The organism is Streptomyces sp. NPDC002838 (genome assembly GCF_040295365.1).
GTDB lineage: Bacteria > Actinomycetota > Actinomycetes > Streptomycetales > Streptomycetaceae > Streptomyces.
In genome coordinates this window covers 125,632-138,395 of sequence record NZ_JBEOVF010000021.1, presented here as the reverse complement: position 1 = coordinate 138,395, position 12,764 = coordinate 125,632, and the positions used below count along the sequence as shown (strand labels likewise).

General features: G+C 72.9%; 1 protein-coding gene. It reads right to left on the bottom strand.

What is annotated here, in order from left to right:
• Position 1: 1 nt before the first annotated feature.
• Positions 2-12,742, bottom strand: a complete 12,741-nt coding sequence (locus tag ABT063_RS26025) for an SDR family NAD(P)-dependent oxidoreductase (RefSeq protein ID WP_351060868.1) — start codon at positions 12,740-12,742, stop codon at positions 2-4.
• Positions 12,743-12,764 lie beyond the last annotated feature (22 nt).

Below are 12,764 nucleotides of genomic sequence, written 5' to 3'. Positions count from 1 at the left end.
GTCAGTTCAGCTCCTCGAGCGGCAGGATCGGGCCGGTGACGGTGGATACGAGAGGTGCGGGAGAGACGGGCAGGAGGGACGGCGTGACCGTGGTCGGCGGTGCGGACCGGGCGTCCCGCTCCACCCAGTGACGGGTGCGGCGGAAGACGGCGGGCGGAAGGCTGGTCCGCTCGGCGGGGCGGTCGGCGAGCTCCGCGGCCGTGGGCTCGCGCAGGACCGCATGGCAGTTGACGCCGCCGAAGCCGAAGGCGCTGATCCCGGCCCGGCGCACACCGTCGATCGGGGCGAAGTCGCGCAACTCGGTGTTCGGATAGAAGGGCGACTGCGCGAAGTTGAACCGGGGGTTGGGCGTCTCGCAGTGCAGCGTCGGCGGGATCCTGCGGTTCCGCAGGGCGAGTACGAGCTTGTGCAGCCCGGCCATGCCCGCGGCCATCAGCGCGTGCCCGATGTTGGACTTCACGCTGCCCACCGCGCAGTGGCCGGCCCGGCCACCCGCGTCGCCGAACGCCCGGGTCAGGGCGCGCAGTTCCATGGGGTCGCCGATCATCGTTCCGGTGCCGTGCGCCTCGATCAGACCGATGGCTGTGGGGTCCACCCCGGCCAATTGCTGGGCCCGGCGGACGACTTCCTCCTGGGCGTCCGGATTCGGGGTCGTCAGGCCCATCGTGCGGCCGTCGTTGTTCATGGCCACCGCTTCCACCACGGCGTACACCCGGTCGCCGTCGGCCAGCGCCGTGTCGAGCGGCTTGATGAGCAGGGCACCCGCGCCCTCGCCCAGGACCAGACCGTTGGCACGCGAGTCGAAGACCCGGCACTCTCCGTCCGGCGACAGTGCCCCGGACGCGCTCAGCTTCAGGTACGGCATCTCGTCGAGCAGCAGATCCGCCGCCGCGACCAGCGCCATGTCGCACTCGCCCAGCCGCAGGGACTGCTCGGCCAGGGCCAGCGCGGCCAGGGAGGAGGAGCAGGCGGTGTCGATCACGAGGTGCGGGCCGCGCAGATCGTAGATCTGGGCGAGTTGCGCGGCGGCGAAGTTCTGGTTGAGGCCCGTGACGGTGTTGCGGTGCGGTGTGCTGATCCGGGGCGCGTACGCACCGGTCTGAGCCGCCGCGAACACGCCCGTACGGGTGCCCGCGAGCTCGGACCGCTCGTAGCCGGCGTCCCGGAAGGCCTGCTCGGCGCTCTCCATGACCAGGCGGATGAGGGGGTCGACGTGCGCCGCGTCCTCGGCGGCGATTCCGAATGCCTCCGGGTCGAAGTCCTCGATCCCGTCGAGGAAGCCGCCCCAGCGTGACACGGAGCGGCCCGGCTGCTTCTCCGGTGCGTACAGCTCGGCGACGTTCCAGCGCGAGGCCGGCACCTCACGGATCGCGCTGCGGCCCTCGGCCAGGAGCTTCCAGAACGCGTCGGTGTCCGGCGCCCCTGGGAAGCGGCCGGCCATACCGATGACGGCGAGCGGGCGTGGCCCGGGCACCGCATGCGCGTCCCGGGAAACCCTGGCCGGGGATGCGTCAGTCTGCTGCCGAACCGGGGTCTGGGAGACGCGACCGACGCCGCGGGCCGCCGCCCACCGCTCGACACCGCGCGGGTGCCGGTCGGTAAGGAAAGCGGCGAGCCGTCCGGCCGTCGGGTTCTCCAGGACCGCCGACGGGTCGAGTGGGGCGTCCGCCAGTTCTTCGAGCCTGCCCACCATCCCGGCGATGAGGATCGAGTCCACGCCGAGGTCGGCGAAGGACGCATCCGTTGTCACCGCGTCCTTCGGCAGCATGAGTTCCTGGGCCATGAGTTCGAGGAGGAACTCCTCGACCGCCGCCCTCACGGCCGGGCTCGGGGCGCCGTCCGAGGTCGTCACCTGATGCTCCTTCTTCTCGTACTGATCGGTGTGGGTGTGGGCGTTCGCGTGCGGGGGCGGGAAGTCACCAGGGCGCACGGCGGCCGCTACAACCCCTTCGGCGCCTCCCGCGATCACCTGCTCCAGCAGGCCGAGACCGGCGTCATGGGTCAGCGCGCCGAAGCCGGACGCCCGATAGGCGTCGGCCTTGACTTCACCCATGCCGAGCCCGGTCCAGCTGCCCCAGGCGACCGAGAGGTAGCGGGTGCCGTCCGGTCCTTCGGCCGCGTTGCGCTCGGCCGCGTACGCCTCAAGGTGGGCGTTGGCCGCGGCGTAGTCGCCGAGACCGATCCCCAGATGGGGCAGTACTGCCGAGACCGAGGAGTAGAGGACGACGAAGTCCGGCCGGTCCTCCCGGACGAGCTCGTCCAGCACCCGGAGCCCGGCGGTCTTCGGCTCCCAGGTCGTGGCCATGGCCTCGGGCGAGCGGCGGACGAACGCGGGATGCCGGCGGTCGACCGAACCGGCGCAGTGCAGAACCCCGGCCACTGGGCCGAGTTCACCGCGGACTCGGTTCAGGAAGGCACCCAGCGCGGCGCGATCGGTCAACGGACCGGTGTACGTGTCGATGCGTACCCCAGCGGCCTCCAACTCATCGAAGGCCCGCGCCAGTTCGGCGATGCGCAGGTCTGCCTCGTCACCGGTGACGTCCGCTTCGGCGGCGATCCGTGGCCACTCGGCGCGGGCGGGCAGCGGGCGCCGTCCGAGCAGCGCCAGCCTGCGGGCGCCCAGTTCGGCCAGCCGACGGGCGGCGGCGAGACCCAGACCCGCGGTGCCGCCGGTCACCAGGTAGGTGCGCGCGGGGTCGAGCCCGGGGCGGTCCGTCACGGCCGGCAGGACACGCAGCGGTCCCGGGACGTAGCGGTCCGTGCCGCGCAGGCATATCTCGGTCGGTGCCTGGGGAACCGCCGCGAGTTCGTCCCGCAGGACGGCGAGCACCGCATCGGGCGCGGTGGTCGCCGGGTCGAGGTCCACGGAGGCGGAACGGACGGCGCCGTATTCCGCGCCCACGGCTCGCACCAGACCGGCCATCGCCGCGCCCGCGGCCCGCGGACCGGAGTGCCGAAGTGTCTGGCGGCCGCGTGTGACCTGGAGGACCGAGAGTTCGTGCCCGGCTGTGGTGGCGCGCCGGACCAGCTCCTGGAGCAGTCCGATGCGGGCCGCTTCCCGTGCCAGGGGTGCTTCGTCGACGACGGTCGCGCCCGTGGAGATGTCCGTCAGGTCCACGACGGCATCCACCTGCCCGTAGCGCTCGTGGAGTTGCTCCGCCAGCGCATGGCCCGCCGCGTGGTCGGCCAGGTCGACGTCGTACTCGTCGGGTCCGAGGTGCGGCAGCAGACTGTGCTCGCGCACCACAACCCAGCCGCTCTTGTCCGCGCCCGCTGCATGGGCGGCGGCCTCGGCGAAGCCGAGTGTGTCCCCGGACGCGACAATCAGCACGCCGAGCGGCCTGCGCGCCGCCTCCGCAGGGGCGGGCAGCGGCGAAGGCACCCAGTCCCGGCAGAGCAGTGCCGGCACGATGCCGTCCTCTGTGGCCGGTGCCGTCACCGCATCCTGGGCCGGGGCGATCCTGCTCGGGATCGGCACCGCCGGCACGCCCGACGGACCGAACTCCGTGCTGTGGTCGAAGGGATAGCCGGGGAACGGGATCCGGCGGCACGGCGCGGAGTGCAGCACCGACCAGTCGACCCGCTCGCCCGCCGTCCAGCGCACGGCGGCGTCCGCCGGGTCCGTCGGAATCGCGACCGAGTCGGAGACGGGCTCCGGGTGAGGACCGCCGACGTGGACCCCCGGGGACCCGGTCTCACCGGTGTCGTCGAGGTACGCGTCGAGCCGTTCGCGCAGCTCGGGCAGCGAGGAGGCCACGATCGCCAATCGCTCGGCCAGGTGCGCGCGGCCTGTCTGTGATGTCCACGCCAAGTCGGCCAGACGTACGTCGTGGGCGGCGGCGAAGTCGCGCAAGCGGTGCGCGTAGGCGCGCAACCGGTCCCGAGTGCGGGCCGACACGACGACCACCTGAGGGCCGTCGAGGTCCGGCGCCGACTCCACCGGCGCGGGCGCCTCCTCCAGGACGACATGCGCGTTCACCCCGCCGAAGCCGAACGAACTGACTCCCGCTCGCCGCGGGGCACCGTCGGCCGTCGTCCACGGCTCTGCCGCACGCAGCACCCGGAACGGCGAACCCTCCAGCTCCAGATAGGGATTGAGCTCCTCGAGCCCGGCCACGGGCGGCAGCGTGTGCTCCCGCAGGGCATGGACCGCGGAGATCAGCCCCGCGACGCCGGCGGCGCTCTCCAGATGCCCCACGGAGGCCTTGAGCGCGCCGAGGACAGTGCCGCCCTCGAGTGTGCCGGCGTCGTCGGCCGCCCGCTCGAAGGCCTGCTTCAGGCCTTGGACCTCGATCGGGTCACCCAGCTTGGTACCGGTGCCGTGCGACTCGATGTAGCCCACGGAGGCGGGCGAGACGCCTGCGTCGCGCAGCGCCGCCACGACGGTGTCGGCCTGGCCGCGCGGCGTAGGGGCGGTCAGCGAGTGGGCTCGGCCGCCGTGGCCGACGGCCGAGCCGCGCACGACCGCGCGCACGGTGTCGCCGTCGGCGAGCGCCTGCGACAGCGGCTTCAGCAGGATCGCGCCCACGCCCTCCGCACGGACGTAGCCGTCGGCGCGGCTGTCGAACGTGTGGCAGCGGCCGCCCTTCGACAGCATCCCACCGCGGCTCAATGACACGTACCAGGTCGGCGTCATCACGACGTTGACTCCGCCGACCAGCGCGGTGTCGCACTCGCCGGCGCGCAGTGCCGCGAGTGCCCGGTGCAGCGCGACCAGCGAGCTGGAGCACGCCGTGTCGATGGTCTCGCTCGGCCCGCGCAGGTCGAGCAGGTACGACACACGGTTGGCGACGATCGCGTGCACGTTGCCGGTGACGGTGTGCCCGGCCACGTCGGTACCGTGCTCGCCCAGCACCTCCAGGTAGTCGTGGAGAGTCGCCCCGGCGAAGACGCCTGTGCGCGTGCCGGCGAACGACTTCGGGTCGTACCCGGCGTCCTCCAGCGCGTGCCAGCAGGCCTCCAGGAACAGCCGCTGCTGCGGGTCCATGAGGGACGCCTCACGCGGCGACAGCGAGAAGTGCGCGGCGTCGAAGGCGGTCACCGAGTCGAGGAAGCCGCCCGCCTTGCAGTCGGTCGTGCCGGGATCACGGCGCGGATCACCGTCGTACGCCCGCCAGTCCCAGCGGTCGGCCGGCACCTCGGTCACCAGGTCCTGCCCGTCGAGCAGGTTGCGCCAGAACGTCTCCGCGTCCGGTGCGCCGGGGAAACGGCCCGCCAGACCGACGACGGCGATGGGGTCGTCGTGCGTCGGCATGATGGGCCGTAGCGGCTCGGCATGTTCGTCAGCAACGGTTGTGCGGACCGATGCCGGAGCGGGTACTGCCGCCGTCGGCGGCTGCGTGACCGAGTCCGACGCGGGGAGCGCCGCGCGCAGGCTCACCCCGTGCCGGTCGACCAGATGCCCTGTGATCGCGTCGGCCGTCGGGAACTCGTAGAAGGTCACCGGGGTCAACGCCACCCCGAAGGTGTCGTTCAGCCGGTTGGCGAGCGTCGTCAGGAGGACGGAGTTGAAGCCGTAGGCACCGAGCTCGGTGCCCGCGTCGAGCCGCTCGGGCGTGGTGCCGGCGACCTCGGCGATGCGGTCGAGGACCAGGCTGCGGACCCGCGCCGGATCCAGCTCGGCCGTCTCGGCGGCGCCGGATCGCGCGGTACGGGCGGCACCGGGCTGGGGGCCGAGTCCCGCGCGGGCGAGGACTGTCCGGGTGCGATCGACTCCGGCGCACGACACGTACAGGCACGGCGCGTCGGACCGTACCGCGTCCTCCAGCACCCGCATGGCCTCACGAGTGCTGATCGGCACGAGGCCGATGGTCGTGACGGCCATGGCGGCCGCTTCGGCGTCCAGCCGCATCCCGCCCTCGGCCCACAGCGGCCAGGCCACGGATACCGTACGGCCGCCGCGCGTGCCCTCCGCGACCCGGCGCTCGCGGTGCGTGGCGAAGGCGTCGAGGAACGCGTTGGCCGCCGCGTAGTCGGTCTGTCCCGCGTTGCCGACCGTGCCGACGACCGACGAGAACAGGACGAAGACACCGAGCCCGTCGTCGGCCGTCAGCTCGTCCAGCAGCATCGTGCCGGTGGTCTTCGGCGCCATCACGCGGGCGATCGCCTCGTCCGCCTTGTCCTGCAGCAGGGCGTCCTCGACCAGTCCCGCCGCGTGCAGCACGCCGTTCAGCGCGCCGAAGCGCGACCTGGCGGTGCGCAGCGCGGTGTCCAGCGCGGACCGGTCGGTGACGTCCGCCCGTACGTACAGCCCGTCTCCGCCCAGGGAACGCAGCCGGGAGCAGAACCGCTCCTGTTCCGGACCCGGGGCTGAACGGCCGATGAGCGTCACCTTCGCGCCGTACCGCTCCGCCAGATGCACCGCGACGAGCCGGCCGATGCCGCCCGAGCCGCCGGTGACCACATAGTGGCCGCCCCGGGAGAAGCCCGGTCCGCCGTCACCGGCCGCGTCGTCGGCGAATCGCAGTACCTCACGGCCGCTGAGGCCGACCCGGACGTCGACGTCCGCGCTCCGCGCCTCACCGACGAGCATGGAGAGTGACGGTGAGCAACCGTCGGCCAGGCCGACGCGGATGTGCCGGTAGCGGCTCGTCTCCCGTGCCAGCGCACGGCCGAAGGCCACGACGGCTTCCTCGACAAGGTCCAGCCGCTCCGCGGAGGTGACCTGTACGTACGTCAACGGAGGCAGCGCGCCGACCGAAACGGCCCGGCCCAGATCGGTGGGCAGCCGCTCGGCCACCGCAGCGGCCGGATCTCCGGAGCGCTCCGCGGAGGAGGACAGCGCGCGCCGGTCGATCAGGACCACCGGCCCCTCGGCGCCGGCCCGCTCCAACAGGGAGCGCAGATCGTCGGCGTTCCCGCGGCGCACCACGGGGCCGGGCGCGTCCACGGGCGTCTCGTCCGGTGCGTACTCCACCGCCCGCAGCAGCAGCCACGGCTGGTCGGCGGCCGTCCCAGCGAGCGGGGGGCCGTCCGGCGCGTCGAGGACCACCACCGTGCCGGGAGCGGCCGCGCCGTCGGCGACGACCGGCTCGGAAGCCTCCCAGCGCGGGGTCCATACGGTGGCCGGGTCGTCCCCGGTCTCCACCGGCTCCGTCCCGATGGCGGGCGCGGCGGCGCCGGTGATGCCCAGGGCGGCCGACGGCAGCCAGTACGGCACACGCTCGAACGGATACGTCGGCAGGGCGGTGCGGCGAGCGGCGGGCAGCAGAACCGTCCAGTCCAGGTCCGCGCCCTGGGCCCACAGCCGTGCCAGGGTGCCCAGCTCTCCCCGGGCGGCCAGCGACGAGAGGAACTCCTGGCCGCCGGCGAGGTCCGAGAAGAGCCCGGCGAGCGGTCCGCCTCGGACCAGCCGCCCCGTGTGCACCGTGGCCGAGGAGTCCTCGGTGCCGTCCGCGATCCGGTCCAGCAGCGCGAGCAGTTCCTCACGGCCGTGTGCGGTGAACGCGACGCGCACGTCCAGCGCCTCGCGGCCCACCCGCAGCGTGTGCGCCACGTCGGCGAGCCGTGCGGTCCGGCCGGGGCCTCGCAGATGGACGGCGAGCTTCCGTGCTGTGGCACGCAGTTGATCGTCCGTACGGGCCGACAGCAGATACAGCTCGGTGCCCACCGCGTCCTCCTCCTCTTCCGTGGACTCGTGCGCCTCGACGACGAGATGCGCGTTGACTCCTCCGGCTCCGAAGGAGCTCACCCCCGCACGCAATGGCGGGACGCTGCCGTCTGCCTCCAGGCCCACCGGCTCCCACGGCGCGGCCGCGGTCTGTAGCCGGAAGGGGCTGCCGTCCAGTTCGACGAACGGGTTCGGGGTGTCGGCGTACGGGGTGGGCGGCAGCGTGCGGTGCTTCAGCTGGAGCAGCACCTTCGTCAGGCCGGCGATACCGGCGGCGGGCTCGAGATGCCCGATGTTCGCCTTGACGCTGCCCAGCGCACAGGAGCCGGCGTGCTCGCGCTCGCCGAACGCCCGGGACAGCGCCCGCACTTCGATGGGATCACCCAGTGAGGTGCCGCTGCCGTGCGCCTCCACATAACCCACGGTGCCCGGGGCGACTCCCGCGCCGCGCAGCGCCGACGACACGAGCGCCGCCTGCGCCTCGGGGCTCGGCACGGTGAAGCCGCTGGTGCGACCACCGGAGTTGACAGCGGTGCCGCGGATCAGACCGTGGATGTGGTCGCCGTCCGCGACCGCCCGCGAGAGCGGCTTGAGCAGGACCGCTCCCACGCCCTCGCCCATGACGAAGCCGTCGGCCCCCTCGGCGAACGGGCGGCAGACGCCGGCCTTCGACAGCATTCCCATCTGCGCGTACTGGATGTGCCGCACCGGATGCAGCACCAGGTTCACGCCGCCGGCGATCGCGGCCGACACCTCGCCACGCCGGATCGCCTCACAGGCCAGGTGCAGCGCCACACCGGAAGCCGAGCAGGCCGTGTCCACGACCATGCTGGGGCCGGTCAGGTCCAGGAAGTACGACACGCGGTTGGCGATCGCGTAGTTGTCGGCGTACGGGTAGGGCGCGTGGCCGGTGGCCGCCCCGTTGGCACTGAAGGTGCGGTAGTCGTCGGCCATGGCACCGACGTAGACACCGGTGTTCCGCTCCAGGGTGTGGCGGTCGTACCCGGCGTCCTGGACCGCCTCGACGGCCGTCTGCAGAAACAGCCGCTGCTGCGGGTCCATCTGCTCGGCGTCGCGCGGCGCGATGCCGAAGTACAGGGAGTCGAAGTCGGTGACTCCGTCGAGGAAGTTGCCGATCCCGCTGTACGTCCGGCCCTGCCCGCCCTCGGGGGTGAACACGGCGCTGTGGTCCCAGCGGTCGGACGGCACCGGACGGGCTGCGCTGCGTCCGCTCCGTATGTGCTCCCACAACTCGTCGAGGCCGTCGGCGCCCGGGTAGTGACCGGCCAGGCCAACGACGGCGATCGGCTCCTCGACGGGTTCGGGCGAGGAGGCGGTGTCCACCGCGATCGCCATGCGGGCGGCGGGGACTTGCGCGGGCTCGACGGGCGGCTCGGCACGCTGTGCTTCCGTGGCCCGGGGCCCGGGTTGCTCGCCGGCCAGCGTCGCCGCGATGTCGCCCAGCGTGCGGTGCTCGAAGAACAGCGTCTTGGACAGCTCTCCGTACCGCTTCTCCAGCCGGATGACGGCGTCCACCACGGCCAGCGAGGTCATTCGGATCGCCTCGAGAGGCGTGTGCGGACCGATGTCGGCACGCGGCAGTCCGAGGACGTCGGCCACGACCGAGCACACGGCCTCGCGGGCCTCGGCGAGGCTACCTGTGGCGGGCGTGGCCGCCACAGGTACCGTCTGTGCCGGGGCAGGGTCGACGAGCCGCGTGGAGGGGCGGGTGGCGCGCAGTACGGTCGTGAGGGGGTCGTCGTCCTGGGCCAGGTCGACGAGCGCCCGGCGCCGCACGGCCTCGCGGGCAGCCGCATCCGACGGCTTCGCCGACCGCCTGTTGGCGGGCTTCGGGGCGGAGTCCTCCTGCGGCTCGGCTTCCTCCGGCTCGAACTTCACGCCGGTGACTGCGGAGACCGGCGCCCGGTACACGGTCCGGTCGTCCTCGCCCGACCCGGCGAAGCCGCCGAGCACGGAATCGAAGAAACGGCGGACCGGTGTGTTGCGCTCACTGGGGACGTACGGGGCGACCAGCTCGGTCACACCCGCCTCGCTCAACTCCCGGGCCACGGCGGCGAGGAAGGCGTGCTCCACCCCTCGCCCGAGTACCCGGCAACTCATCAAGAACGTGTCGAGTACCGCTGACGACCCGCCGGTGTCCTCCCGGGTGATGGCGAGCCCGATCAGGCCGTAGTCACCGAAACGGTCCCGCACGTGCGCGGTGCGGACCCGTACCGCCGGGTCGGCGAGCAGCACCTGCATCTCGGCCTCGGTACGACGGACCGTCGACAGGTTGAACTGGTTGGTGCGGAAGGTCAGTTGAGACATCCGCGGATACTGCTCGGGTGTCGGCGGCGCGACGTCCACCTGCAGATCCAGGCCGGCGATGAAATCGGCGAACGAACTGGCGTTGCGGCGCAGGGCGTCGCGGTCGCCGCGGGCCCGGTAGAAGTTCGTGCGCCTGCGGTCCTCGTCGGTGACGGTGAGCCGGTCCAGCGACCAGACGCGGCCCAGGAAACCGGGCACGGCGTCGCCGTCCTCGGGCAGTTGCAGGGCGAGGATCTCCGGATGCGCCGAGCGCACCGCGGCCACCTCCACCGGGTTGTCGTCGAGGAAGACGAAGCTGTCCAGTCCCAGGTCGAGTTCTGCCGCCAGCGAGGCGATGTTGAGCGCCTTCGGCTCCCAGTTCACGCGGCGTGCGGTGATGTGCTCGGCGCGCAGCGGCATGTCCTCGCGCACCTCCAGCACCTCGGCGACGTCCGCCGCCTCGTTCTTGCTGGCCAGGCAGATCAGAACGCCTTCGCGTTGGCGGGCCACCGCCCACTCCTGCACCGCCCGGTGTGCGGGCTCCAGACGTACTCCGTGCGGCCCGTCCTCCCCGACGACGCCACCCCACAGGGTGTTGTCGCAGTCGAGCACGAGCACCTTGGAGGGGGCAGCCAGGGCGGCGTGTGCGGAACGGGCCACACCGGCTGCCACGGCGACGCAGCCTTCCTGGGTGAAGGGGATGTGCGCCGCCGCGTCACGAGCTTCGTCGTAATGGCTCTCGTCGGACGCGACGATGCCACCGGCCCAGCGTTCCCTCGGGAGCACGTGGACGCCCGGCACATCGCTGAGCGACCGCGCGATCAGTTCCTCGGCGGCGGTCAGTTCGGCGTCCCGGCCCCGACCGCCGGCATGGTCGGGGGAGGGCGGGCACAGCATGACCAGAAGCGGCACCGAGCTGCGCGCCGCGTGCGTACGCACGGCGTCCGCGAACTCCTCGGCGTTGCGGGCGCTTTCGCCCTCCGGCCAGTCCTGGGCCCGGACCAGCACGGTCTTGAGGCCCTGCTCGACGGAGGCGAACACCCCGTCGGGGGAGAGCAGTTCCTGGAACACCTGGGCATAGTCGGCGGGCCGGACCCGCAGTCCCAGCCCCAGCCGGTCGCACCAGTGCTGCAGCGGCTCCAACAGCGGGTCGAGGGTGAACGTGGCGACGAGGCCGAGGTCCAGCGGGCGCTGATCAGCTTCTCCGCCGCCGGCGGCAACGGGTGCCGCGTCACCGGCCGGTTCTGCCGGTGTGGGACCGTCGGTCACCGAGACCAGGGCGCTGCGGTCGCCGTTGGCCGGTGTGCCGTCCTCGGCGAAGGACAGAACATCCACCCTGCCGGGATCGGCGGGTACGGAAAGGGCGCGTACGAACGCCGCGGCGACCGGCTCCACCGCGGCACCACGGTCCCCGCCCAGAGGAGTGGCGGTCATGGCGGTACGCAGCCGGGGCGGACGTGCGATCAGCCAGGAGGCGTCGGGATACTCGACCGCGGCTGCGCGCAGGAGACCCTCGACGGCGAACTTGGCGGTCACGTACGCCGTCCAGCCCGGCTGCGGTTCGGCCGTCCACGCGCTGGAAACCGCCGCGACCCGGCCGCCCCGCCCGGCGACCTCGGCGGCCAGCCCGGCCAGGGGCTCACGGGTGAGCGCGAGGGCGCGGGTCACGTGGTCGGCCGCACGCCCGGAGGTAGCCGGCTCCAGCGGGAGCTCGGCCGGTGTCGGGCAGGCGTTGAGCACCAGCACATCGAGCCCGCCGCGCTCGTCGCGGATCCGCTCCAGGGCACCCGCCACCCATTCGGGGTCGGCGGCGTCCCCGGGCATGGGATGAATACGGCTTCCGGCTGCGCCGATGCGGGCTGCCATGTCTGCCGCGTCCTGGGCGCTGCGGTGGAATCCGGCGTAGACCTCGGCACCCTGCAGCGCGAGGGCCTGGGTGATCGCGGCTCCCAGGCCGCGACTGGCACCCACGACGAGAGCGGTGCGCCCGGCCAGCGGTTCGCCGTCCGGCAGCAGGCCGGTGAGGGCGTCGACGTCACCTGCGGGCACCTCAGCGCGGTGGAACGCTCGCACGGTGGCCTCCGCCCGGACCCCGAGCGCCTCGGCGGTGCCGGACAGCCGCAGCATCCGGAACCGCTCCTGAACATCGGCGACTTCGGCGCTCGCGGTGAACCCTCCGGCGCTACCCGCGTCCTCGAAGAGGAGCTCGAAGTCGGACAGCAGCGCGGATTGGCCAGGCGCCTCCATGCCGACCAGGTAGCTGATCCAAGCCAGGACACCCACCGGAACAGGGCCCAACCCCCGGGCCCGTAGGCCGAGTTCGTCGACCAGTCGCACGACGGCATCCCAGCGGGGTGCGTAGCCGACGCCCACGGACAGCCCTCGGGTGAACTCCGACAGATCCGCCTCGCGCGCCCGCTCGCGCACTTGCGAGTCGCTCGCCTCGGGGTGGGCGCCCGCGTCAGGGCCGGGCCCTTCGCGGAACTCCGCTGTCACCTCGAGCAGGGTGCGCCCGCCGTCGCGCAGCCGGACCTTCGCATGCTCGGGCGAGTCCTCGGTCACCTCGCACGTGTAGTCCTGGTCCGCGTAGACCGGTGCCTGGAACCGCGCGGAGATCCGAACCGGCCTGTGCTCGGGCCGGGGTGCGAGACCGGACAGGGCGAGGAGCGTACCGAGCACCCCGTAGACGACGGGCCCGCCGAAGGCGGTGCGCCGCGCGTAGTCGGCATCGACATGCAGGGGATTGTCATCGGCACTGGCGTGCCGGAACGTCTCGACCACGGCGGCGGTGGCCCGCACTCGGGTCGGCGTCGTCTGGTCTTCCATGATCGCCTCTCGACTCACTCGC

Excerpts from the sequence above, each read along its gene's own strand:
- ABT063_RS26025 (WP_351060868.1), bottom strand. The coding sequence starts at position 12,742 with ATGGAAGACCAGACGACGCCGACCCGAGTGCGGGCCACCGCCGCCGTG.